The following is a 23,516-nucleotide window of genomic DNA, read 5'->3' as shown; positions in this document are numbered from 1 at the left end:
AGGCATGAACATGTTTTTTAGGCTTACCGCGTTAGCTGGCCTGCTTGCAATAGCAGGCCAGACCTTCGCTGTAGAAGATATCACGCGTGCTGATCAAATTCCGGTGTTAAAGGAAGAGACGCAGCATGCGACGGTGAGTGAGCGCGTAACGTCGCGCTTCACCCGTTCTCATTATCGCCAGTTCGACCTCGATCAGGCATTTTCGGCTAAAATCTTTGACCGCTACCTTAATCTGCTCGATTACAGCCACAACGTGCTGCTGGCAAGCGATGTTGAACAGTTCGCAAAAAAGAAAACCGAGTTGGGTGATGAACTGCGTTCAGGCAAACTCGACGTTTTCTACGATCTCTACAATTTGGCGCAAAAGCGCCGTTTTGAACGTTACCAGTACGCTTTGTCGGTACTGGAAAAGCCGATGGATTTTACCGGCAACGACACTTATAACCTTGACCGCAGCAAAGCTCCATGGCCGAAAAACGAGGCTGAGTTGAACGCGCTGTGGGACAGTAAAGTCAAATTCGACGAGTTAAGCCTGAAGCTGACAGGAAAAACGGATAAAGAAATTCGTGAAACCCTGACTCGCCGCTACAAATTTGCCATTCGTCGTCTGGCGCAAACCAACAGCGAAGATGTTTTCTCGCTGGCAATGACGGCGTTTGCTCGTGAAATAGACCCGCATACCAACTATCTTTCCCCGCGTAATACCGAACAGTTCAACACTGAAATGAGTTTGTCGCTGGAAGGTATTGGCGCAGTGCTGCAAATGGATGATGACTACACCGTTATCAATTCGATGGTGGCAGGTGGCCCGGCAGCGAAGAGTAAAGCTATCAGCGTTGGTGACAAAATTGTCGGTGTTGGTCAAACAGGCAAGCCGATGGTTGACGTGATTGGCTGGCGTCTTGATGACGTGGTTGCCTTAATTAAAGGGCCGAAGGGCAGTAAAGTTCGTCTGGAAATTTTACCTGCCGGTAAAGGGACCAAGACCCGTACTGTAACGTTGACCCGTGAACGTATTCGCCTCGAAGACCGCGCGGTTAAAATGTCGGTGAAGACCGTCGGTAAAGAGAAAGTTGGCGTGCTGGATATTCCTGGCTTCTATGTGGGTTTGACAGATGATGTCAAAGTACAACTGCAGAAACTGGAAAAACAGAATGTCAGCAGTGTGATCATCGACCTGCGTAGCAATGGCGGTGGGGCGTTGACCGAGGCAGTATCGCTTTCAGGCCTGTTTATTCCTGCAGGTCCGATTGTTCAGGTTCGTGATAACAACGGTAAAGTTCGTGAAGACAGCGATACCGACGGTCAGGTCTTCTATAAAGGCCCGCTGGTGGTGCTGGTTGACCGCTTTAGTGCTTCGGCTTCAGAAATCTTTGCTGCGGCAATGCAGGATTACGGTCGTGCGCTGGTTGTGGGTGAACCGACATTTGGTAAAGGCACTGTCCAGCAGTACCGTTCATTGAACCGTATTTACGATCAGATGTTACGTCCTGAATGGCCAGCTTTGGGTTCTGTTCAATACACGATCCAGAAATTCTATCGCGTTAACGGCGGCAGTACGCAACGTAAGGGCGTAACGCCAGACATCATCATGCCGACAGGTAATGAAGAAACGGAAACGGGAGAGAAATTTGAAGATAACGCGCTGCCGTGGGATAGCATTGATGCTGCAACCTATGTGAAATCAGGCGATTTAACGGCCTTTGAACCGGAGTTGCTGAAGGCGCATAATGCGCGTATCGCGAAAGATCCTGAGTTCCAGAACATCATGAAGGATATCGCGCGCTTCAACGCCATGAAGGACAAGCGCAATATCGTTTCTCTGAATTACGCGGTGCGTGAGAAAGAGAATAATGAAGATGATGCGACGCGTCTGGCGCGTTTGAACGAACGCTTTAAACGCGAAGGTAAACCGGAGTTGAAGAAGCTGGATGATCTACCGAAAGATTACCAGGAACCGGATCCTTATCTGGATGAGACGGTGAATATCGCACTCGATTTGGCGAAGCTTGAAAAAGCCAGACCCGCGGAACAACCCGCTCCCGTCAAGTAACATCAATCAGGCACAAGAAATTGTGCCTGATTTTTTAACAGCGGCAAGATGCCGTAAATCAGATGCTACAAAATGTAAAGTTGTGTCTTTCTGGTGACTTACGCACTATCCAGACTTGAAAATAGTCGCGTAACCCATACGATGTGGGTATCGCATATTGCGTTTTGTTAAACTGAGGTAAAAAGAAAATTATGATGCGAATCGCGCTCTTCCTGCTAACGAACCTGGCCGTAATGGTCGTTTTCGGGCTGGTACTGAGCCTGACAGGGATACAGTCGAGCAGCGTTCAGGGGCTGATGATCATGGCCTTGCTGTTCGGTTTTGGTGGTTCCTTCGTTTCGCTTCTGATGTCCAAATGGATGGCATTACGATCTGTTGGCGGGGAAGTGATCGAGCAACCGCGTAACGAAAGGGAACGTTGGCTGGTCAATACTGTAGCAACCCAGGCTCGTCAGGCGGGGATCGCTATGCCGCAAGTGGCTATCTACCATGCGCCGGACATCAACGCTTTTGCAACCGGTGCGCGCCGTGATGCCTCTCTGGTTGCTGTCAGCACCGGTTTGCTGCAGAACATGAGCCCGGATGAAGCTGAGGCGGTAATTGCTCACGAAATCAGTCACATCGCCAATGGTGATATGGTCACCATGACGCTGATTCAGGGCGTGGTGAACACCTTCGTTATCTTTATTTCACGTATTCTGGCGCAGTTGGCTGCTGGCTTCATGGGCGGTAACCGTGACGAAGGTGAAGAGAGCAACGGCAACCCACTGATCTACTTTGCCGTCGCGACGGTGCTGGAACTGGTGTTTGGTATTCTGGCGAGCATTATCACCATGTGGTTCTCGCGTCACCGTGAATTCCACGCCGATGCGGGTTCAGCAAAACTGGTTGGTCGTGAGAAAATGATTGCCGCGCTGCAACGCCTGAAAACCAGCTATGAACCACAAGAAGCAACCAGCATGATGGCTTTCTGTATTAACGGGAAGTCGAAATCGCTCAGTGAGTTGTTCATGACTCACCCGCCGCTGGATAAACGTATTGAAGCTCTGCGTACGGGTGAATACCTGAAGTAATATGAAGTAAATACTAAAAAGCGCGTCCTGATCGACGCGCTTTTTTTATGCCCTGGATCGTGGCTGGGTAATACGTAAGCCACTGACACAGGCAGCAATCACTGCCAGAATAGCCGCAGCCATCAGCGAGACGTGTGTACCATTATCACCAAACTGATTTAGCATCAGCGCCACCAGCGCCGCGCCACTACTCTGACCCAATAGACGAGCCGTCCCTAACATGCCACTGGCCCCACCGCTACGTTCGCGCGGAGCGGAGGTAATAATGGTGTGGTTATTGGGTGACTGGAATAAGCCAAATCCAGCGCCACATAAGATCATCGGCCAGATAATATTGATATCCGCAGGTGACGCGGGCAGCAGAACCAGGGAAAAAAGCCCCGCAGCCATGATGAACAACCCTAAAGCACCCAGCAATCCTGCATGTACGCGTTCAATCAAATAGCCTGCCAGCGGAGCCATCACCATTGTTGCTAACGGCCACGGTGTCAGAAGTAAACCTGTTTCGACTTCACTACGCCCGAGCACGGTTTGCAGGTAAAAGGGCAGGGAAACCATTGCCAGCATTTGTGCGCAGAAAGAGCAAACAGATGTGCAAATAGAAAGTGAAAACAGCGGGATACGCAGTAAATCCACCGGTAGCAGCGGTACGGGAAGAGAAAGCTGGCGGCGAATAAAGAAAATACCAACGACAACCATTACCACCAGTTCCGCGCCAATTAACGTCAGCGATTGCCCCTGAGCGAAACCACTCAATGCAGTAATAAGCAGGCCGAAGGTTAACGCGTTCATCACGGCGCTGGGCAGGTCGAAACGGGGTTTACTGGCACGAGAGCCATTGGGTGGCAGAAAACGCATGGCCAGAAGCAGGGCGATAATACCCAACGGTACGTTGATTAAAAATAACCATTTCCAGGATGCGATGGAGAGGATTGCTGCAGCAATTGTCGGCCCGGCAGCAGAAGAGACGGCAACAATAAACGAGTTTATGCCCATCCCTCTACCCAGAAAACGTTGTGGATAGATCAGGCGGATAAGTGCGGTATTAACGCTCATCAACGCTGCACCGCCGAAACCTTGTATGACACGCGCAAGGGTGAGCATTTGTAGCGAATCAGAAAGGGCACAGAACAGTGAAGACAACAGAAAAACGACCAGACCGCATTTATAAATACGTCGATAGCCAAACATATCGCCCAGAAACGAAAACGAGAGCAGGGAGATGACAATGGCGATTTGATAGGCGTTCACTACCCAGATGGAACTGGCCGGTGTGGCATGAAGGTCTGTGGCGATTGTTGGCAAGGCGACGTTGGCGATTGCGCCGTCAAGCACAGCCATCGAAATACCAATCACAATGGTTAATATCGCACCGTATCGCTGGGGCAACGGCAGGCCGTCGGCCTGAACTTTTGGCATAGGAATTTTATATCTTTGGTGAATAATCAACAGGGGTAAGATTCTAGCACTGATATTCACGGTGGATGTCGCAGAATTGTAACTAACCGGCAAAAGATGGATTGCGACCACCCAGGTGCGAAATTATAATAAAAAACAGTTCTGATTTTTATAAAACACTCGCAATGAGGTGATAAATGGCTAACGCAGATCTGGATAAACAGCCTGATTCTGTATCTTCCGTGCTGAAAGTTTTTGGCATTTTGCAGGCGCTGGGTGAAGAGCGCGAAATAGGGATAACCGAGCTGTCGCAGCGCGTCATGATGTCAAAAAGCACCGTTTATCGCTTTTTACAGACCATGAAAACCTTGGGTTATGTGGCGCAGGAAGGGGAGTCGGAGAAATATTCGCTGACCCTGAAATTGTTTGAACTGGGCGCTCGTGCGTTACAAAACGTCGATTTAATTCGTAGTGCAGATATCCAGATGCGTGAGATCTCCCGCCTGACCAAAGAAACGATCCACCTCGGTGCTCTGGACGAAGACAGTATTGTTTACATCCACAAAATTGACTCTATGTACAATTTGCGCATGTATTCACGGATTGGGCGTCGTAATCCGCTGTACAGCACCGCGATTGGTAAGGTACTGCTGGCATGGCGCGATCGCGATGAAGTGAAGCAAATTCTTGAGGGCGTGGAGTATAAACGCAGTACCGAACGGACCATCACCAGTACAGAAGCGTTATTACCCGTTCTGGACCAGGTGCGCGAGCAGGGGTATGGCGAAGATAACGAAGAGCAGGAAGAAGGACTGCGTTGCATTGCGGTTCCGGTATTTGATCGCTTTGGCGTGGTCATTGCCGGTCTGAGCATCTCCTTCCCGACGTTGCGTTTCTCTGAAGAGCGTTTACAGGAATATGTCGCAATGTTGCATACCGCGGCGCGCAAAATTTCTGCACAAATGGGTTATCACGACTATCCGTTCTGATGAGAGTAAGAACCTGTCTGAATATCAAACAGACAGGTTCTTTATTTAGCATGAGAAAAATAAAGTTGAAGGTGGCGTTATATTAAACGCACTTGCGATAAGAATATTTTACTTATGAGTGAGAATCTGGTTATTTATTACCCTTAACCATTATCGACCACAATATTGCTTTTACGTAACAACGGGCAATCTGTTATCCCCAGAAAACCACTTTTAGTGTGCAGGTATTGTACCGTGCTGGTGCCTCTGGCGGTCAGATAGGTACATTGCAAACCTAATCCCGCGGCATTCTCTTTGCTTCCAATCAAAACGCCATATCCGCTGAGTAATAATCCTATCCATACCAGTGCTATCAGCATAGCTGTGCGAATGATGAATCGCATTACAACCTCTTCTCTTTTTATGTTCGCTTAATCGTAGCGGCAATATGCGCTGAAGCAAGCGACTCATTCTGAAAAAGCACGAATATCGACATAGTTAGGCGCTGTTTAACTAACACATGCTAGTTTAATGACATAAGGTAGGTGAAACGGAGATTGGAGTGAAAAAGTTTCGATGGGTCGTTCTGGTTGTCGTGGTGTTGGCTTGCTTGCTGCTTTGGGCGCAGGTATTCAACATGATGTGCGATCAGGATGTACAATTTTTCAGCGGAATTTGTGCCATTAACCAGTTTATCCCGTGGTGATATCATTTTTTCAGCACTAGATTTTCTTCCTCTCCAGCAGTGGTAGAATAGCGCCTCTACTCAGAGGTGGTGAAATGAACGAAGTTGTAAATTCAGGCGTGATGAACATTGCGTCTTTGGTTGTATCGGTGGTGGTTCTTCTTATCGGGCTCATCTTGTGGTTTTTTATCAATCGTGCCAGTTCACGAACTAACGAACAGATTGAACTGCTTGAGGCGTTGCTGGATCAGCAAAAACGTCAAAATGCACTGTTACGTCGTTTGTGCGAAGCAAACGAACCTGAGAAAGAAGATAAAAAGACCGTTGAGAGTCAAAAATCGGTTGAAGACGAAGATATTATTCGTCTGGTCGCCGAACGGTAATCCTTCCTCAATCTTGAGTAACCCCGTCGTTGAAGGGTTACTCAATTCATCCTGATTATACGCACTGTCATGGTGCAACTGCTTCAAATTAAAACTCTGGTCTGACTTCAAATAATTATCATATTATTTATTTGCGTAACGGGATATCAGAAAAAGATATTTAGCCCATTAATTTATTAGGATGTTTACATCGGATTTGTGATTAAGCGTGTTATTATTTATTAGCGAAACGTTTCTCTCTTGATTTTTTTGCGCATTCATCAATTTTTCTTATTTTAAATTTACAATACCTTTGGCGATTGACTTCTCTTTGGGGTGATTGATAGCCGTTAACTGACTGTTTTATGAGAAAAAGTGATATAACTTTTTATTCATTGCATAGCAGAAAATGTGATATTGCACGCACTATGTAATAACTTCTCCCATTGGCCTGGAACAACTGAACTTATTGAACTATGTTAGAAAATACGTCAGTTTAAGTATCTGCCTGAACTGGCAAGGTTAAGCACAATGATATATCGGCGCGTATTCCGTTGCATAAGTGTGCAAAAAAAGTGGAAGACGTATCGAGATTTGTGCGTCTGATCGAGACATGTTTAAAAATGGCTTGCCATAATTAACGTTGTATGTGATAACAGATTTCGGGTTAAACGAGGTACAGTTCTGTTTATGTGTGGCATTTTCAGTAAAGAAGTCCTGAGTAAACACGTTGACGTTGAATACCGCTTCTCTGCCGAGCCTTATATTGGTGCCTCATGCAGTAATGTGTCAGTTTTATCTATGTTATGCCTGCGGGCGAAGAAAACAATCTAAGGAATTTTTCAAATGGCAAAGATTAAAGGTCAGGTTAAGTGGTTCAACGAGTCTAAAGGTTTTGGCTTCATTACTCCGGCTGATGGCAGCAAAGACGTGTTCGTACACTTCTCCGCTATCCAGGGTAATGGCTTCAAAACTCTGGCTGAAGGTCAGAACGTTGAGTTCGAAATTCAGGACGGCCAGAAAGGTCCGGCAGCTGTTAACGTAACAGCTATCTGATCGAATCCACTGATCTGAAGTGTGAATACGCTTCAATCTCGCTATAAAGCCTCGTCGAATGCGAGGCTTTTTACTTTGCTTTATCTTCGCTCCTGGCATTCGGATATTTGCCCGCCGCGTGATTCGCGTTACACTTGCGGCCTTTAGTATCCTGCCGGAGTTGTCATGTCGTTTTCCTGTCCACTTTGCCATCAGCCTCTTTCGCGTGAAAAAAACAGCTATATCTGTCCCCAGCGACATCAGTTTGATATGGCGAAAGAAGGGTATGTCAATCTGCTGCCCGTTCAGCATAAACGGTCTCGTGATCCGGGCGACAGCGCGGAAATGATGCAAGCACGACGCGCATTCTTAGATGCCGGACATTATCAGCCGCTGCGTGATGCAATTGTTGCCCAACTGCGGGAACAGCTTGATGAAACGGCCACGGCGGTGCTGGATATCGGCTGTGGTGAAGGGTATTACACACACGCATTTGCCGATGCGTTGCCCGAAATCACCACGTTTGGTCTGGATGTCTCGAAGGTGGCGATCAAAGCTGCGGCAAAACGCTATCCGCAGGTCACTTTTTGTGTCGCTTCCAGTCACCGTTTGCCGTTTGCCGATGCCAGCATGAACGCCATTATTCGCATCTATGCGCCGTGTAAAGCAGAAGAATTAGCGCGCGTAGTGAAGCCCGGCGGTTGGATCATTACAGCTACGCCGGGACCGCGACATTTGATGGAGCTGAAGGGGCTGATTTACAATGAAGTACATCTTCATGCACCTCATGCAGAACAGCTGGAAGGTTTTACATTACAGCAGAGTGATGAATTGTGTTATCTGATGCGTCTTCGCGGTGATGAGGCCGTCGCGTTATTGCAGATGACGCCGTTTGCCTGGCGTGCGAAGCCAGAAGTCTGGCAAACGCTGGCAGCAAAAGAAGTGTTTGACTGCCAGACGGACTTTAATATTCACCTCTGGCAGCGCTCTTATTAACCGTGGTAGTGCGTCCAGAGGATCTGGACGCCGATGCCGATCAGCACCAACCCGCCGAGAATTTCTGCTTTTTTCCCAATAATTGAGCCGATAAAGCGGCCAACCATCATCCCTAATGTCGACATAATCAAGGTTGCACAACCAATGGCCAATGCGGTCGCGATAATGTTGACCTGCAGGAAGGCCAGACCAACCCCCACAGCCATCGCATCCAGGCTGGTGGCAATCGCGGTGGTTACCAGTAGCCAGAAACCGTGTCGACGGCGCGGTTCTTCATCTTCATCATCTGCGCCACGAAAACCCTCAATAATCATTCGCCCGCCGAGGAATATCAGCAGCACAAACGCAATCCAGTGGTTCCATTCAAGGACAAACCGGCTGGCTAACATGCCCATTCCCCAGCCGATCAGCGGTGTCAGGGTTTCGACGGCACCAAAAATAAGGCCGGTTCGCAACGCTTCAGAAAATTTCGGTTTATGGAGGGTGGCACCTTTACCGATTGATGCAGCAAATGCATCCATCGACATACCAAACGCAAGAAGAACAGTAGCAGTGATATTCATGACAACGTCCTGACCGGGGTATCCATAAAACACACCATCGCCCCCAGCAAACATGCATACATGAACAACAAACCGCGATGATTTTCGCGTTCATGCAGGCATAGCGATTGATGTGCATATGGTCTCGCCTGACTGAAAGTGTTCAGTCCGTACGTGCCACGTTTTGCAACGAGTATGTTGACACGTACATTTCCGGAATCTGGAAATCGGCTACTCCCCAAATGAGGGCGCAACATTAACATATTTTTAGAATATAAAACAACTGTTGGGATATATTATTTCAGCAGTTAATTGATAACGATTTTCATTTAGATTTATATATCAATGAAACGTTAAAATAAATAACAAATAAGGGATGGGATAATATAGCCTAAGCTATGTCTGATTATTTAAAATACAGCAAACATAGCTTTGGCTAAATTCATAACTTATTGAGTGGAAACAAGAAGTTTATAAATTTTCTCCAGGTCGTCGATATTTCGAACGCGGATTAACAGCCGGCGCTGTTCTAATTGCATCACCAACACGCCATCTTCAGACAAGTTCATCGCTTTAATTCGACTATATTCAATCCAGACATTGGCGAAGAAAAAACCTTTTTGTTTAAAGATGATCTTCGGAACGCGGATCCAGAATATATAAAAACCCATCAGAGCCAGTGCACTTAATAACCATGTCGTTATTTGCGCGCCATGATTCGTGACGTTGTTATAGATAAGAATGACAATCAATCCGACGAAGATAACGCTATCGATGCGACCACGCCGGAGCAAAGGAATTGCCAGCAGAGTGGGGCCGTTGCGGCGGGGCATGATGAACTGATCGTAGATCGCGAAGGTCAGGAGTGCGGCGATAAAAAGAATCAGTACCAGGTCCGTGATTGTCATTAATCCTCCAGATAAAAAAACGGGGCCAAAAGGCCCCGGTAGTGTACAACAGTCTTACAGTCCCAGTAGGCCGCAAGCATAACCCGCGATACCGATGACGAAGAAGCCAACGATGATCCACAGCGGATTAACTTTTTTGCGCAGCAGCCACATACAAGCAAAGGTCAGCAGTAGCGGTACCAGGCCCGGCATTAACTGGTCAAGAATAGTCTGGACAGTGGTAACGTGTTCTTTGCCCGTCTGGTCAGTAATGCGAGAGACAACCAGCGGGATGTTGACATGTGTCCACTTGTTAACCAATGCCCCCATGACAAACAGGCCGAGAATAGACGCCCCTTCCGTCAGTTTTTGCAGGAAGCCGCCACCCATATCTTTAACGATATCGATACCTTTGGAGTAACCATACGCTACGCCGTAATAACGGGTTGCCAGACGCACCAGGTTAAACAGGATGAAGAACAGAAGCGGACCTAACAGGCTGCCGCTCATCGCGATACCGGCACCCAGCGCTGCAAATACCGGACGTACCGTTCCCCAGAAGATCGGGTCGCCCACACCAGCCAGCGGGCCCATCAAACCAACTTTGATACCGTTGATAGCACCGTCGTCGATCTCTGCGCCATTAGCACGCTGTTCTTCCAGCGCCAGGGTTACGCCGAGAATCGGCGCAGCCACGAACGGCTGGGTGTTAAAGAACTCCAGGTGACGGCGAATAGCTTGTTTACGAGCTTCGTTGTTCTCAGGGTAGAGGCGACGAATTGCCGGTACCATAGAGAAGCAGAAACCCAGTGCCTGCATACGTTCGAAGTTCCATGAACCCTGGAAGAGGTTAGAACGCAGGAAGACGCCACGAATATCACTTTGAGTGAGTTTTTTCTCGGTGGTAGTTTGAGTTGTATCAACCATTTCGCTCACCTGTTAGTCCAGTTCGTTATCGAGATCGTTGTTACCAGCTGCCTGAGCAGGCGCACCGGCTACGCGGTTGTATTTCGGGCTAAGTTGGATGTAGAGCACTGCCATAACAGTACCAATCACACCCAGAGCAACCAGGTTAAAGTTGGTGAATGCTGCGGTTACGAAGCCGAGGTAGAAGAACGGCATCAGGTAGCCAGCACGCATCATGTTGATAACCATCGCATAACCAACCACCACGATCATGCCACCGGCGATATTCAGACCATTGGTTACCACTTCCGGAATCGCATTCAGCATGTTCTGTACTTCGCTGGTACCAACAGACAGCGCAACGATGACGGCTGGAATAGCCACACGCATTGCTTGCAGGAACAGAGAAGAAACGTGGATCCAGGAAATCGCTGTCAGGTTGCCGTTATCTGCAGCCTTATCCGCAGCGTGCTGGAAAGCAACGGTAATAGTACGAACGATGATGGTCAGTACCTGGCCCGCAGCGGCCAGAGGGATTGCCAGTGCGATACCCGCACCAATGCTCTGATGACCTGCAATAACCAGAATGGTAGAAATGATAGAAGCCAGAGCGGCGTCAGGCGCAACGGCAGCACCGATGTTCATCCAGCCCAGCGCGATCATTTCCAGCGTACCACCGATAATAATACCGGTTTTCATATCCCCAAGAACGATACCCACCAGGGTACACGCGATTAGCGGACGGTGAAACTGAAATTCATCGAGGATTGATCCCATACCTGCGATACAGGCTACGATAAATACCAGCACAATTTGAAGAGTGGTAATCTCCATTGTACTTCTCCTGTTTACGTAAGACTTAAGTGTGAAAACTGAGTGATAATCAACACAATACGTTACTTATCGATTTTGCTGATCAGATCCATCATTTTCAGTTTCGGATCGGTGGAAACCTTACGGACTTCCAGCTCAATACCGCGCGCATTCAGTTTCTTGAACGCCTCGATATCTTTTTCATCAACCGAAACCGCGTTATTCACCTGGGTTTTACCCTGACGGAATGCCATACCACCGACGTTAACAGAGGTGATTTTCACGCCGCCTTCAACGAGACGCTCAACATCTGTAGGGTTGGTAAATAACAGCATTACGCGTTCGCCAGCATATTTCGGGTTGTTGTAGACGCGAATCATTTTGGCGACATCAACCACGTGCGCTGTTACGCCCGGAGGTGCAACCTGGGTGAGCAGTGTCTTACGAACGGTATCCGCAGCCACTTCATCACTAACAACAATAATACGGGAGACATTGGTTTCTTTAGTCCAGCGGGTAGCGACTTGACCGTGAATCAGACGGTCGTCGATACGCGCAAGACCGATGACCATGTAGTCGTTTGGTCCCATTGGTTTTGCCGGAGTTGGAGCCGTTTTTGGGGCAGCGGCAGCGGGGGCTGGCGCGGCTTTTTCAACCGGTTTGGCTTTCAGTGCTTTCACGCCTTCACGGCCTGTTTCTACTGCCAGTGCCACCAGTTCATCAAAGCTTGGGTCATCATCACGGGCCATTAACGTTTCCACGAGCATTGGAATGTTAACGCCTGCAATGACTTCATAATGCTCTTTGTCGACGACAATGCGGCTGGCAGCATTGAACGGGCTGCCTCCCCATGTATCAACGAGAAACAGCACGCCTTTAGTGGTGTCGAGTTTTGCCAACTGAGCGTTATACTTTTCAATCAGCGTTTCGGCATTTTCACCTGGAACGAAATCGATCCAGCCGACGTTTTCCTGCTCGCCTAACAGCATTTCTGCCGTTTTAAGCAACTGCTCTGCAGCCCAACCATGTGTGCCTATAACAATAGCAATGGTCACTTGCTACCTCCTTTATTATCGTTAACACCTCAACGTGCCAGATGTATTTTTGAATCGTCGTCCACAATCGAATCGATTCAGATAAGGGCTACAACCAAAAACCCCTGCGTTTCGCGATTTATTTTAGATATCGAAAAAATTATTTTATGTGATGAAGATCCGTAATTTAACTTTCGATTAGCAGAAATTTCGAAAGGTAAAATATCCTTGTCACATTCGTTTGCAAAGGAAGGTAAATCTTTGCCAAATCAGATGTGTCTCTGATATGTTTAACTCCCGTTTAACAACCATGGAGTATAGGGCAGTAGCCCGCAGTATGGATCGTCACCGACGTCATTTCAGCATCAGGCCTTTTAACGCCTGCTTTTCTGGCACTTTATGCCGCACCTTTCGTTTGCCTTTTGTCGTTACGCCTGCATTATTTCTGGCGCCGAATAGCTATTCCTTAAGCAGGAGCTTGTCATGGAATTCTTAATGGACCCCTCAATTTGGGCGGGGCTACTCACGCTTGTTGTTCTCGAAATTGTGCTGGGTATCGATAACCTGGTCTTCATCGCCATTCTTGCTGACAAACTGCCGCCAAAACAACGCGATAAAGCGCGTTTGCTGGGATTATCACTGGCGCTGATTATGCGTCTGGGGCTGCTGTCGCTGATTTCATGGATGGTCACGCTGACCAAACCGCTCTTTACCGTCATGGATTTCTCCTTCTCCGGACGCGACCTGATTATGTTGTTCGGGGGGATATTCTTGCTGTTCAAAGCAACAACCGAACTGCATGAACGGCTGGAAAACCGCGATCATGATTCCGGCCACGGTAAAGGCTACGCCAGTTTCTGGGTGGTCGTCACACAGATCGTCATCCTTGACGCCGTCTTCTCGTTGGATGCGGTAATTACGGCAGTAGGGATGGTTAACCATCTACCGGTGATGATGGCGGCGGTGGTGATTGCGATGGCGGTCATGTTGCTGGCATCGAAACCGCTGACGCGATTTGTTAATCAGCATCCAACGGTGGTGGTGCTCTGTCTGAGCTTCCTGTTAATGATTGGTCTGAGTCTGGTGGCAGAAGGTTTCGGTTTCCACATTCCGAAAGGTTACCTGTATGCCGCGATTGGCTTCTCGATCATCATCGAAGTGTTTAACCAGATTGCGCGTCGCAACTTTATTCGTCACCAGTCGACTTTGCCGCTGCGTGCGCGTACTGCCGATGCCATCCTGCGTTTGATGGGGGGGAAACGTCAGGCCAATGTTCAGCACGATGCCGATAACCCGATGCCTATCCCGGTACCGGAAGGTGCGTTTGCCGAAGAAGAACGTTACATGATTAACGGCGTACTGACGCTGGCGTCGCGTTCTCTGCGCGGGATCATGACGCCGCGCGGTGAAATAAGTTGGGTTGACGCTAATCTCGGGGTGGATGAAATCCGTGAGCAGCTGCTCTCCTCACCGCACAGTCTGTTCCCGGTATGTCGCGGTGAACTGGATGAAATCATCGGTATCGTACGTGCTAAAGAACTGCTGGTGGCGCTCGAAGAAGGTGTTGATGTGGCGGCGATTGCTTCGGCGTCTCCGGCGATTATCGTCCCTGAAACCCTTGACCCGATCAACCTACTGGGCGTGCTGCGTCGTGCTCGCGGGAGCTTCGTTATCGTGACCAACGAGTTTGGTGTGGTACAAGGCCTGGTCACGCCGCTGGATGTGCTGGAAGCCATTGCGGGTGAATTCCCGGACGCTGACGAAACGCCGGAAATCATTACCGATGGTGACGGCTGGCTGGTAAAAGGCGGTACAGATTTGCATGCCTTGCAGCAGGCGCTTGATGTTGAGCACCTTGCCGATGACGATGATATCGCGACGGTCGCGGGCCTCGTGATCTCGGCAAATGGTCACATTCCCCGTGTGGGCGATGTGATTGATGTAGGGCCACTGCATATCACCATCATTGAAGCCAATGATTATCGTGTTGATCTGGTTCGCATTGTTAAAGAGCAACCGGCGCACGATGAAGATGAGTAAGCGTTAACGTAACGGCATAACGGGCGTGATATGTCCATTATGCCGGGCGGGCGGCGGTTGGCTGCCCGCCAGCCATTTGGGAAAATCACGTAGCGGCATCGGCTGTGCGTACAAATACCCTTGCAAAATATGCACGCCATGACGGCGCAAATACTTCGCCTGTTCTTGTGTTTCCACACCCTCCGCCACCAGTTCAATATTCAGTCTTTGCCCCAGTGCGATGATGATATCGGTCACCGTCGAGTTAACCGCGTCAGAACCTATAGCTGCGGTAAATGACTTATCAATTTTCAGCACGTCAGGACGTAATGTTTCAAGCCAGGAAAATGAACTGTTGCCGGTGCCGAAGTCATCAATCGCCAGTTTGACGTTTTTACGATGCAGCTCGCGGGCAATCCGATAATCAACATCCAGTAAGGCATCGCGTTCGGTGATTTCGAGGATTAGTTGCTGAATCGGGTGAGCGCTAAACCAGTACTGATTGAGATCTTTTATCAGCACACCACGGCGAAAATGGCTGGGTGCGACGTTAATGCCAATATGAAACTGACTACTCATTGGGAAAACATGCCGCTGACGGATGGTTTCTGCCATCACATAGCGGGTCAGTGGCACAATTAAATGATGTTCTTCCGCGATAGGAATAAACACATCCGGTGAAATCCAGCCCTGACGTGGATTGTTCCAGCGCAGCAAAATCTCTACACCAATACATTGCTGGCTGCGCGCATTAAGCAAAGGCTGGCAGAACAATTCGAACTCATGTTGCGCCAGGCCCAGATTGATTTCACGGGAAAAACTCATCCGGTAAGCGGTCGCCAGCCAGGCGATATAGCTCACAAGTAAACTTAGCAGCACCGCCAGCGGTAATTGTGTTGGAAGATAGTGCCATGCCAGCGCCGTAGCCCCCGGACCATTAACGTTAATGGTAAAAGGAAAGCGTTGCGAAGAAACATGATAGTTTTCATTGTCTTCAGGTTGCGGAAGGGAATCTACCAGCCCATTACCATAGAGCAAATGCCGATCGTCCACCGTCAGGCTGGCGCTACTGATTTGCGGCAGTTGTGGCTCAAGCAGCATTGCCGCCAGTAAGTCGATGTTGATCATCTCCATGACCCCAGCATTGCTGCTGCCCGCTGCAGGCGTCCATTGAATCAAAACCGGACTGCCTTTAATCAGGGCATGGTCGGTCGTCAGTCGTAAAAGTGGTTGCGGTGCAGGAAGTTCAGCCAGAATGTCCACGACGGGCACATTGCGATAACCAAAAATGCTGGAGCAATAAAGTGTGCCGTCTTGCACCAGGCCAATGGATCGCACAGTTTGGAGTTTTGCCGCCTGTTTACGTAATGGCAAATGGGCGACAGAGCAGGGCAGACCAATTAGCGGAAGTAAGACTTCGCTACCTGCCTGTAGGGGAAGCAGTACTTTATCTAATTCCTCTACAGCGTGATTGGCGAATTGTACTACCCGTTGTTGATTTAAGTTACGCTGTGAAATAAATCGCACGCTCAGGGTCGAAGCGAGCGTAACGAGTGCGCAAATCGTACAAACAATCATTCGATTACGGCGATAGGTTTTAATGATCCGTTGTGCTTTTTGCATGCGGGCCACCCTGTAAGCGTATGGCGACAAACGCCTGACGCAACAGTGGAAGTGTAGTGGGGAAAATTACAGCAGACGAGAAAGCAGGGATAAATTCGCCCATCCGTTGCAGATGGGCGAGGATAAAGTATTAGTCACACTGGACTTTAATTGCCAGACCACCACGAGACGTTTCGCGGTACTTGGCGTTCATGTCTTTACCGGTTTCGTACATCGTTTCGATGACTTTATCCAGCGAGACGCGCGGCGCACTGGTGCGACGCAGGGCCATCCGCGCGGCGTTAATCGCCTTGACTGACGCAATGGCGTTACGTTCAATGCACGGCACCTGAACTTGCCCTGCAACAGGGTCACAGGTCAGACCGAGGTTGTGCTCCATGCCAATTTCCGCTGCCACACAAACCTGTTCCGGGCTACCGCCCAACAGCTCGGCAAGGCCCGCAGCAGCCATTGAACAGGCAACACCCACTTCGCCCTGGCAACCGACTTCCGCACCGGAAATAGAGGCGTTCATTTTATACAGTGCACCAATCGCGCCCGCAGCCATAAAGTAACGGGTATAGATGTCCGGGCTAACCGATTCAATAAAGTGGTCATAATAAGCCAGCACTGCCGGAACAATGCCACAAGCACCGTTGGTTGGCGCAGTTACCACACGACCACCGGCGGCGTTTTCTTCGTTAACTGCCAGCGCAAACATGTTTACCCAGTCAATGACATTCATCGGATCGTTAGACAGTTTATCGCTGGAAACCAGCATCCGGCGCAGGGCCGACGCACGACGCGGCACGCGCAGCGGGCCTGGCAGTACGCCTTCGGTGTTCATCCCGCGATCGATACATGCCTGCATGGTTTGCCAGACATGCGCGAAATACTCGTCGATCTCTTTCTTGCTGTGCAGCGCCAGTTCGTTCTGCATAGCGAGACCAGACAGCGAATAGCCGGTTTCATTACAGTACGCGAGCAGTTCGGTGGCAGATTTGAACGGATACGGCACGCTCACTTCGTTGGCTGCATCCTGACCAAAGTGTTCTTCATCGACGATAAAACCGCCGCCGATGGAATAATAAGTTTTGCTGTAGACGACTTCATCGCCGTTATAGGCGTGGATTTGCATACCGTTTTCATGCAGCGGCAGGTTGCCGTTATGAAAACGCATCCCGTTGTCGCGCGGGAAATCCACTTCATGCCGTCCCTGTGCCAGCAGCAGACGTTCGCGCTCTTCTACGTCGCGAATAAAACCGGGAATACTGTCGATATCCACGGTGGCAGGTTCGTTACCTGCAAGACCCATAATAATGGCGATATCGGTGTGGTGGCCTTTACCCGTCAGCGACAGTGAACCATAAACGTCCACGGCAACGCGAGTAACGCTATCCAGTAAGCCTTTTTCGACCAGATCATCGACGAACTGTTTACCCGCCTTCATAGGCCCTACGGTATGGGAAGATGAGGGACCAATCCCCACCTTAAACATGTCGAATAGACTAATCACGATAATACTCCTGACAAGGTGACTGGACTTCCAGTAACGAACGAATAACAGCGCATAGTGTAAGAGGGAACGCGGCGACTGGCTTAACTATTCACATGAATTAAACTAATCAAAAACCGCGATTTAACTAATATTGCGATGATTGTCTCAAGTAGTGTTTTGTAGATGTAAAGATAAGTATAGTCAGGGTTTCACACCAATTTGCAGCGCCAGCTCACGAATTATGCCTGCGGTCATTCCCCATACAAAATACTGTTCATACCAGGACAGCCATACCCGATGTGAATCGCCACGGCGGTAGATATCTAAAGGGTGATAACGACCCAGATGTAATGCCTGGGCGAGCGGCATTTCAAACACAGCGGAGACTTCATCTTCACTGGCGCGATACGGCAGATCGGGCGGGATAATGCCGACCACTGGCGTTACCTGGTAGCCAGTGACGCTATCGACGGGCGGCAGCACGCCGATAACTTCGACGGCGGAAGGTGGTATAGCAACCTCTTCTTCAGCTTCGCGCAGCGCAGCGGCGATAACTGACGCGTCCGTATCATCCACTGCGCCGCCTGGAAACGCCACTTGTCCGGCGTGTTTACGCAGATGAATCGAACGCTGAGTCAGCAACAACCCCGGTTGCGGTCGACGGACGATGGGGATTAACACGGCAGCCTGACGATGATTTAGGGTTTCCCGGTTAATTTGCGGGCGCAAAAGTTGAAAACGCGATAAAAAATCATCAAGCGTCAGGCTACGGTATTCCACGTCTTACTTCTCCAGTTGGCGTAATATCTTATTAACTTTATCAAAAGTTTCCTGATATTCCGCTTCTTCCTGGCTATCGGCGACAATTCCACCGCCCGCAGAGCAGTATATTTGTCCGTTAATGGCAGTCAGCGTGCGGATAGTAATGCTGGTATCCATGTTGCCGCAAAAGCTCAAATAGCCAATGCTGCCGCACCAGGCATTGCGTCGCTGCGGTTCCAGTTCGTCGATAATTTCCATAGCCCGTACTTTCGGTGCTCCAGTTATTGAGCCACCAGGAAAAGCTGCGCGCAGCAGATCGCTGGTGTGTAACTGTTCTGGTAGTTGCGCCGTTATGGTGCTGACCAGATGATGCACGGCAGGGAAGGGTTCCACCACGAACAGCTCTGGTACTTTTACCGAACCTGCTACGGCAACACGACCGATATCATTACGCATTAAATCGACAATCATCAGATTTTCGGCACGATCTTTCGCTGAGTTCGCCAGTTTTTCTGCTTGTTTGCTATCTTCCTGAGGATCGGGCAGGCGTGGTAGCGTGCCTTTAATCGGGCGGGTCTGGATTTCACTATTATCACAAAGAATAAACCGCTCTGGCGAAAGGCTTAAAATCGCGCCCTGTTCAAGACGTAAAAAAGCGCTAAATGGCGCGCGGTTGGCCTGATTAAGCTGAAGGAATGCCTGCCATTCATCGCCAGAATAGGTCGCATGGAAACGCTGGGCGAGATTCACCTGATAGCAATCACCGCTGTGCAGATATTCCTGTACCTGGCGAAATTTTTCGCCGTACAGCTCGCGGGTCATATTGGATTGCCAGTCGGAAGTGAGCGTGAAATCTTCCTGCGGCGAGAATTGCTGGCTTTCCAGCCAGGCCCGACGGGCATTGACATCATTATGACTCAGCAAAGAAACTGTTTGACGCTGGTGGTCGACAATGAGCGCCCAGTCGTAGATACCCACAGCCATATCCGGCAGAACGATATCTTGCTGCGCAATTTCTGGCAGTGACTCAAAACGGCGGCCCAGATCGTAGCCAAACAACCCCAGCGCGCCGCCCTGAAATGGCAAATCTTCGTTATGCGCTGGGCGAATGTCTGCGCGATCCAGCACCTGCTGGAGCACCTGTAGCGGGTCATCAGTGGTCGTTGTGCATTTTTCGCTTTCACTAACAACGGTTTCTTTACCGAAAGTGGTTAAAGTGCAAATCGGCTCGGCGACCACAATATCAAAGCGGCTATATGGATGATCGGCATAGCCGGAGTGTAAAAGCATCGCCCACGGCAGGTGACTTAAGCGGGAGAAATAAAATTCAGCGGCGTCCTGACGCCAGGGTAAAGTAATCACAGCGGGAGATAACGTCTTCATCAGTCCTGACTCTACTGGCTATGTGCCGGGTAGCATGAAATAATTAGCGCCAACAATTTAGCAGGAGTTAACAATGTTTGCAGGTTTACCTTCACTCACCCATGAACAGCAGCAAAAAGCCGTCGAGCGGATCCAGGAACTGATGGCACAAGGGATGAGCAGCGGCCAGGCAATCGCGTTGGTGGCAGAAGAGCTGCGTGCCAACCATTCCGGCGAGCGAATCGTGGCGCGTTTTGAGGATGAAGACGAGTAACACACTAATCCGTATCGCTTTCGTTATAGAAGCCGATGGTTATTTGATTGTGAGAAAAAGGACGCTTTTCATATGTGATTAAAAGCGTCCTGACCCATTTATGCTGATGTAAATTTAACTTAGACCAGTGCTTTTAGTTCTTCCTGCATATATGTTGAAAAGTATTCAGGATTTTTAATCACAATGCGTTCACCAGACTCCATTTTTTTTGCCCATCCAACCATTTTTTCCGTGAACCCCGGGTTCCAGCCTTCCTGGTCAGCTCGCGCCGTAATATCAGCGGCACTCGCGGGTACTCCCAGTTCTTTCAAATATTTAAAGATTCCCTTCGCCGTGCTTTCATTCATCGAACTTGGTGTTGGCGCTGATACATCCATGGCACCAATGAAATCCAGGGCTTTATCTATTACAGCAGGCATATTCTTATCCTTAAAATTAACCATGTTATCGATAAGGCTATATATGACCTTAATTTGCATCTAATATCAAAGGGATTATAACGATATGGCACGAGTTAACCTGTTGACATTCAGGTGTTTTAAAGGTAGCAGCTCATGGTGTGTTATCCAGTAAGAGGGAGAAAATTAACGGTCAGTTCTCACGCTATAACCAGATTGTTCAGCTAAGAAAGAAAACCAGAGATGCTAATCGAAGGGCGAACACAACGGCATTGTTATGTTTATTTATATAGTTAGTTTTATAGCTAAAATTGAAATTATAAAAATAAATAATGAATTAGCAGGAGCATCAACAGTAATATCTTAATCTCTGGTCGATTTATGTAAAACCGACCAGTATTATCGATAAATTATCGTCTGACTTATTTTGCTTCGATAAAGCTTACACCGCAGCCACAATCTTAATTTCAACTTTATACTTCGGGTTCATCAAACCCGCTTGTACCGTGCAGCGCACCGGCGCATGACCCGCGACAACCCAGGCATCCCACGCTTTATTCATCGCCGCGAAGTCGTTTTTATCAGCCAGGAAAATGGTGGCATCCAGAATGCTCGATTTATTGCTGCCCTGTTTTTCCAGCACGGCGTCAATCTGCGCCAGCGTGTTGGCGGTTTGCTCAAAGGCATTGGCGTCAAGGTTTTCCGGCACACCCGTATAGTAGAGAGTGTTGTTGTGGATCACGACATCAGACCAGCGGGCTTCGGCGTCGATACGAACGATAGTCATCATTTTGTCCTCATTATACTTCCATTTTCGTGCTGCAAAGACTGCCACAATGTGAGGTCGCCGTCACCACTTCAACTGGCGAAAGCGCCCTCATCCTGACATAATCCCTGTTCAAATCAACAGGGGGTAGTGTGACGGACGATTTTGCACCAGATGGTCAGCTGGCGAAAGCAATACCAGGCTTTAAGCCGCGAGAACCACAGCGACAGATGGCGGTAGCCGTCACCCAGGCGATAGAAAAAAGCCAGCCGCTGGTGGTGGAAGCCGGAACCGGTACGGGCAAAACCTACGCTTACCTGGCCCCTGCGCTGCGGGCGAAAAAGAAAGTCATTATCTCGACCGGCTCAAAAGCGTTGCAGGATCAGCTCTACAGCCGCGATTTGCCAACGGTCTCAAAGGCGTTGAAATACACGGGCAACGTGGCGTTGCTGAAAGGGCGCTCAAACTATCTCTGCCTCGAACGACTGGAACAGCAGGCGCTGGCGGGCGGCGATTTGCCGGTACAAATCTTAAGCGATGTGATCCTGCTGCGCTCCTGGTCCAATCAGACGGTAGATGGCGATATCAGCACCTGCGTCAGCGTGGCGGAAGATTCGCAGGCGTGGCCGTTGGTCACCAGCACCAACGACAACTGTCTTGGCAGCGATTGCCCGATGTATAAAGATTGCTTTGTGGTTAAAGCACGCAAAAAAGCGATGGACGCCGATGTGGTGGTGGTAAACCATCATCTGTTTCTGGCGGATATGGTGGTGAAAGAGAGTGGATTTGGCGAACTGATCCCGGAAGCTGACGTGATGATCTTCGACGAAGCCCACCAACTGCCTGACATTGCCAGCCAGTATTTTGGTCAGTCATTCTCCAGTCGACAACTGCTCGACCTGGCAAAAGACATCACCATCGCCTACCGCACCGAATTAAAAGACACCCAGCAGTTACAAAAGTGCGCCGACCGCCTTGCCCAGAGCGCGCAGGATTTTCGCCTTCAATTAGGTGAGCCAGGTTATCGTGGCAACCTGCGCGAACTGTTAGCTAATCCGCAAATTCAGCGAGCATTTTTACTGCTCGATGACACCCTGGAACTTTGTTATGACGTGGCGAAACTGTCGCTGGGGCGTTCCGCCTTGCTGGATGCGGCATTTGAGCGCGCCACGTTGTATCGTACGCGGCTGAAACGGCTAAAAGAGATCAATCAGCCGGGCTACAGCTACTGGTACGAATGCACTTCGCGCCATTTTACTCTGGCACTCACGCCGCTCAGCGTGGCGGATAAATTCAAAGAATTAATGGCGCTAAAACCAGGTAGCTGGATCTTTACCTCAGCAACGCTGTCGGTGAATGACGATCTGCATCATTTTACCTCGCGGCTTGGCATTGAACAGGCAGAGTCGTTGCTGTTACCCAGCCCGTTTGATTACAGCCGCCAGGCGTTACTCTGTGTGCCGCGCAACCTGCCGCAAACCAATCAACCGGGCTCCGCACGGCAACTGGCGGCAATGTTGCGACCGATCATCGAAGCTAACAACGGTCGTTGTTTTATGCTTTGTACCTCGCACGCCATGATGCGCGATCTGGCCGAGCAGTTCCGCGCTACCATGACGCTTCCCGTTTTGTTGCAGGGGGAAACCAGCAAAGGGCAACTGTTGCAGCAATTTGTCAGCGCCGGTAACGCGCTGCTTGTGGCAACCAGCAGCTTCTGGGAAGGGGTGGATGTGCGTGGCGATACATTGTCATTGGTGATTATCGACAAGTTGCCGTTTACCTCACCGGATGATCCACTATTAAAAGCGCGCATGGAAGATTGCCGTTTGCGCGGAGGCGACCCGTTCGATGAAGTACAGCTGCCGGATGCGGTCATTACTCTCAAGCAGGGGGTAGGGCGACTGATTCGCGACGCCGACGATCGAGGGGTTTTGGTGATTTGCGACAATCGGCTGGTGATGCGCCCTTACGGCGCGACGTTTCTCGCCAGTCTGCCGCCAGCGCCGCGCACCCGTGACATTGCCCGTGCGGTTCGTTTCCTTGCGATACCATCCTCCAGGTAATTTGTGATGGAGTATGGTAT

General features: G+C 49.5%; 25 protein-coding genes. 12 read left to right on the top strand and 13 right to left on the bottom strand.

Annotated features, from left to right (window positions below; genetic code table 11):
• The first annotated feature begins 4 nt into the window (after positions 1-4).
• Both prc and htpX read left to right on the top strand, forming a co-directional pair.
• Positions 5-2,053: a carboxy terminal-processing peptidase gene (prc, locus tag QUE74_RS12115; RefSeq protein WP_001055790.1), complete on the top strand. Its 2,049-nt coding sequence runs from the start codon at positions 5-7 to the stop codon at positions 2,051-2,053.
• Between the two features lie 191 nt (positions 2,054-2,244).
• Positions 2,245-3,126, top strand: coding sequence for a protease HtpX (gene htpX / locus QUE74_RS12110; RefSeq protein WP_000984517.1), 882 nt, complete (start codon positions 2,245-2,247; stop codon positions 3,124-3,126).
• 45 nt (positions 3,127-3,171) lie between these two features.
• On the opposite strand, the gene QUE74_RS12105 is transcribed toward htpX, so the two are convergent.
• The gene (locus tag QUE74_RS12105; RefSeq protein WP_001354729.1) at positions 3,172-4,545 is read right to left on the bottom strand and encodes an MFS transporter; all 1,374 of its coding nucleotides are present in this window, start codon (positions 4,543-4,545) and stop codon (positions 3,172-3,174) included.
• A gap of 176 nt (positions 4,546-4,721) precedes the next feature.
• Between QUE74_RS12105 and kdgR the strand changes: the two genes are divergently transcribed.
• The gene (kdgR, locus tag QUE74_RS12100) at positions 4,722-5,513 is read left to right on the top strand and encodes a DNA-binding transcriptional regulator KdgR (RefSeq protein WP_001262182.1); all 792 of its coding nucleotides are present in this window, start codon (positions 4,722-4,724) and stop codon (positions 5,511-5,513) included.
• A 143-nt stretch (positions 5,514-5,656) separates the two neighbouring features.
• Here kdgR and QUE74_RS12095 read toward each other — a convergent pair whose 3' ends face one another.
• The gene (locus tag QUE74_RS12095; RefSeq protein WP_001211002.1) at positions 5,657-5,896 is read right to left on the bottom strand and encodes a YobH family protein; all 240 of its coding nucleotides are present in this window, start codon (positions 5,894-5,896) and stop codon (positions 5,657-5,659) included.
• Between the two features lie 158 nt (positions 5,897-6,054).
• Here QUE74_RS12095 and mgrB point away from each other — a divergent pair, with 158 nt between their 5' ends.
• The 5 genes from mgrB to rlmA all read left to right on the top strand — a co-directional run bounded on the left by mgrB (position 6,055) and on the right by rlmA (position 8,570).
• Entirely contained in the window at positions 6,055-6,198 is a 144-nt protein-coding gene (gene mgrB / locus QUE74_RS12090; RefSeq protein WP_000714550.1) for a PhoP/PhoQ regulatory lipoprotein MgrB, read from the top strand.
• A 74-nt stretch (positions 6,199-6,272) separates the two neighbouring features.
• Positions 6,273-6,560, top strand: a complete 288-nt coding sequence (locus tag QUE74_RS12085; protein WP_001006867.1) for a YebO family protein — start codon at positions 6,273-6,275, stop codon at positions 6,558-6,560.
• 669 nt (positions 6,561-7,229) lie between these two features.
• Positions 7,230-7,373: a DUF2627 domain-containing protein gene (locus QUE74_RS12080; protein WP_001295496.1), complete on the top strand. Its 144-nt coding sequence runs from the start codon at positions 7,230-7,232 to the stop codon at positions 7,371-7,373.
• 12 nt (positions 7,374-7,385) lie between these two features.
• Positions 7,386-7,595, top strand: coding sequence for a transcription antiterminator/RNA stability regulator CspE (cspE, locus tag QUE74_RS12075; protein ID WP_001062678.1), 210 nt, complete (start codon positions 7,386-7,388; stop codon positions 7,593-7,595).
• A 165-nt stretch (positions 7,596-7,760) separates the two neighbouring features.
• Complete coding sequence (rlmA, locus tag QUE74_RS12070; protein WP_000010110.1) at positions 7,761-8,570, top strand: 23S rRNA (guanine(745)-N(1))-methyltransferase; 810 nt, start codon at positions 7,761-7,763, stop codon at positions 8,568-8,570.
• Here rlmA and mntP read toward each other — a convergent pair.
• From mntP to manX, 5 genes are all read right to left on the bottom strand, one after another.
• A complete protein-coding gene (gene mntP / locus QUE74_RS12065; RefSeq protein WP_001353153.1) occupies positions 8,567-9,133 on the bottom strand; it encodes a manganese efflux pump MntP in 567 nt (188 codons plus the stop codon). The genes rlmA and mntP overlap by 4 nt on opposite strands.
• Positions 9,134-9,561: 428 nt before the next feature.
• Positions 9,562-10,020, bottom strand: a complete 459-nt coding sequence (locus tag QUE74_RS12060; RefSeq protein WP_000156290.1) for a DUF986 family protein — start codon at positions 10,018-10,020, stop codon at positions 9,562-9,564.
• A 54-nt stretch (positions 10,021-10,074) separates the two neighbouring features.
• A complete protein-coding gene (manZ, locus tag QUE74_RS12055) occupies positions 10,075-10,926 on the bottom strand; it encodes a PTS mannose transporter subunit IID (RefSeq protein ID WP_000228655.1) in 852 nt (283 codons plus the stop codon).
• Between the two features lie 12 nt (positions 10,927-10,938).
• Entirely contained in the window at positions 10,939-11,739 is an 801-nt protein-coding gene (gene manY, locus QUE74_RS12050; protein ID WP_000406926.1) for a PTS mannose transporter subunit IIC, read from the bottom strand.
• Positions 11,740-11,801: 62 nt separating this feature from the next.
• Positions 11,802-12,773, bottom strand: a complete 972-nt coding sequence (manX, locus tag QUE74_RS12045; protein WP_000150546.1) for a PTS mannose transporter subunit IIAB — start codon at positions 12,771-12,773, stop codon at positions 11,802-11,804.
• Between the two features lie 316 nt (positions 12,774-13,089).
• Here manX and QUE74_RS12040 point away from each other — a divergent pair, with 316 nt between their 5' ends.
• Both QUE74_RS12040 and yoaE read left to right on the top strand, forming a co-directional pair.
• Positions 13,090-13,248 (top strand): protein YoaL, encoded by a 159-nt coding sequence (locus QUE74_RS12040; protein WP_269218577.1) that lies wholly within the window; start codon positions 13,090-13,092, stop codon positions 13,246-13,248.
• Complete coding sequence (gene yoaE / locus QUE74_RS12035) at positions 13,236-14,792, top strand: CNNM family cation transport protein YoaE (protein WP_000394976.1); 1,557 nt, start codon at positions 13,236-13,238, stop codon at positions 14,790-14,792. The genes QUE74_RS12040 and yoaE overlap by 13 nt, the downstream gene beginning before the upstream one ends.
• A gap of 3 nt (positions 14,793-14,795) precedes the next feature.
• On the opposite strand, the gene pdeD is transcribed toward yoaE, so the two are convergent.
• From pdeD to pabB, 4 genes are all read right to left on the bottom strand, one after another.
• Entirely contained in the window at positions 14,796-16,394 is a 1,599-nt protein-coding gene (gene pdeD, locus QUE74_RS12030) for a cyclic di-3',5'-guanosine monophosphate phosphodiesterase PdeD (protein WP_001354728.1), read from the bottom strand.
• Between the two features lie 130 nt (positions 16,395-16,524).
• Positions 16,525-17,889, bottom strand: a complete 1,365-nt coding sequence (gene sdaA, locus QUE74_RS12025; RefSeq protein WP_000624298.1) for an L-serine ammonia-lyase — start codon at positions 17,887-17,889, stop codon at positions 16,525-16,527.
• A gap of 183 nt (positions 17,890-18,072) precedes the next feature.
• Positions 18,073-18,651 carry a CoA pyrophosphatase gene (locus QUE74_RS12020; protein WP_000456725.1) on the bottom strand — a complete coding sequence of 193 codons (579 nt, stop codon included), beginning with the start codon at positions 18,649-18,651 and terminating at the stop codon, positions 18,073-18,075.
• 3 nt (positions 18,652-18,654) lie between these two features.
• Positions 18,655-20,016, bottom strand: coding sequence for an aminodeoxychorismate synthase component 1 (gene pabB, locus QUE74_RS12015; protein WP_000854999.1), 1,362 nt, complete (start codon positions 20,014-20,016; stop codon positions 18,655-18,657).
• 73 nt (positions 20,017-20,089) lie between these two features.
• Between pabB and QUE74_RS12010 the strand changes: the two genes are divergently transcribed.
• Complete coding sequence (locus QUE74_RS12010) at positions 20,090-20,269, top strand: YoaH family protein (protein ID WP_000457334.1); 180 nt, start codon at positions 20,090-20,092, stop codon at positions 20,267-20,269.
• A gap of 119 nt (positions 20,270-20,388) precedes the next feature.
• Here the strand turns inward: QUE74_RS12010 and QUE74_RS12005 are convergent, their stop codons facing one another.
• Positions 20,389-20,688 (bottom strand): DUF1889 family protein, encoded by a 300-nt coding sequence (locus QUE74_RS12005; protein ID WP_001111989.1) that lies wholly within the window; start codon positions 20,686-20,688, stop codon positions 20,389-20,391.
• 421 nt (positions 20,689-21,109) lie between these two features.
• Positions 21,110-21,454: a RidA family protein gene (locus QUE74_RS12000; RefSeq protein ID WP_001354727.1), complete on the bottom strand. Its 345-nt coding sequence runs from the start codon at positions 21,452-21,454 to the stop codon at positions 21,110-21,112.
• A gap of 131 nt (positions 21,455-21,585) precedes the next feature.
• On the opposite strand from QUE74_RS12000, the gene yoaA reads away from it, so the two are divergent.
• Entirely contained in the window at positions 21,586-23,496 is a 1,911-nt protein-coding gene (gene yoaA, locus QUE74_RS11995) for a DNA repair helicase YoaA (RefSeq protein ID WP_000128867.1), read from the top strand.
• The last annotated feature ends 20 nt before the right edge of the window (positions 23,497-23,516 follow it).

The organism is Escherichia sp. 10290 (assembly GCF_030295155.1).
Lineage (GTDB): Bacteria > Pseudomonadota > Gammaproteobacteria > Enterobacterales > Enterobacteriaceae > Escherichia > Escherichia coli_F.
The sequence above is the reverse complement of the archived record's forward strand: the minus strand, read 5'-3'. Positions and strand labels throughout refer to the sequence as shown.

Bases quoted from the DNA above. Each gene is read 5' to 3' on its own strand.
- kdgR (WP_001262182.1), top strand. From the start codon at position 4,722: ATGGCTAACGCAGATCTGGATAAACAGCCTGATTCTGTATCTTCCGTG.
- QUE74_RS12105 (WP_001354729.1), bottom strand. From the start codon at position 4,545: ATGCCAAAAGTTCAGGCCGACGGCCTGCCGTTGCCCCAGCGATACGGT.
- QUE74_RS12085 (WP_001006867.1), top strand. From the start codon at position 6,273: ATGAACGAAGTTGTAAATTCAGGCGTGATGAACATTGCGTCTTTGGTT.
- pabB (WP_000854999.1), bottom strand. From the start codon at position 20,016: ATGAAGACGTTATCTCCCGCTGTGATTACTTTACCCTGGCGTCAGGAC.
- QUE74_RS12080 (WP_001295496.1), top strand. From the start codon at position 7,230: ATGTGTGGCATTTTCAGTAAAGAAGTCCTGAGTAAACACGTTGACGTT.
- manY (WP_000406926.1), bottom strand. From the start codon at position 11,739: ATGGAGATTACCACTCTTCAAATTGTGCTGGTATTTATCGTAGCCTGT.
- QUE74_RS12010 (WP_000457334.1), top strand. From the start codon at position 20,090: ATGTTTGCAGGTTTACCTTCACTCACCCATGAACAGCAGCAAAAAGCC.
- manZ (WP_000228655.1), bottom strand. From the start codon at position 10,926: ATGGTTGATACAACTCAAACTACCACCGAGAAAAAACTCACTCAAAGT.
- QUE74_RS12095 (WP_001211002.1), bottom strand. From the start codon at position 5,896: ATGCGATTCATCATTCGCACAGCTATGCTGATAGCACTGGTATGGATA.
- QUE74_RS12005 (WP_001111989.1), bottom strand. From the start codon at position 20,688: ATGCCTGCTGTAATAGATAAAGCCCTGGATTTCATTGGTGCCATGGAT.
- QUE74_RS12040 (WP_269218577.1), top strand. From the start codon at position 13,090: ATGGATCGTCACCGACGTCATTTCAGCATCAGGCCTTTTAACGCCTGC.
- pdeD (WP_001354728.1), bottom strand. From the start codon at position 16,394: ATGCAAAAAGCACAACGGATCATTAAAACCTATCGCCGTAATCGAATG.
- rlmA (WP_000010110.1), top strand. From the start codon at position 7,761: ATGTCGTTTTCCTGTCCACTTTGCCATCAGCCTCTTTCGCGTGAAAAA.
- cspE (WP_001062678.1), top strand. From the start codon at position 7,386: ATGGCAAAGATTAAAGGTCAGGTTAAGTGGTTCAACGAGTCTAAAGGT.
- QUE74_RS12000 (WP_001354727.1), bottom strand. From the start codon at position 21,454: ATGACTATCGTTCGTATCGACGCCGAAGCCCGCTGGTCTGATGTCGTG.
- mntP (WP_001353153.1), bottom strand. From the start codon at position 9,133: ATGAATATCACTGCTACTGTTCTTCTTGCGTTTGGTATGTCGATGGAT.
- QUE74_RS12060 (WP_000156290.1), bottom strand. From the start codon at position 10,020: ATGACAATCACGGACCTGGTACTGATTCTTTTTATCGCCGCACTCCTG.
- yoaE (WP_000394976.1), top strand. From the start codon at position 13,236: ATGGAATTCTTAATGGACCCCTCAATTTGGGCGGGGCTACTCACGCTT.
- htpX (WP_000984517.1), top strand. From the start codon at position 2,245: ATGATGCGAATCGCGCTCTTCCTGCTAACGAACCTGGCCGTAATGGTC.
- prc (WP_001055790.1), top strand. From the start codon at position 5: ATGAACATGTTTTTTAGGCTTACCGCGTTAGCTGGCCTGCTTGCAATA.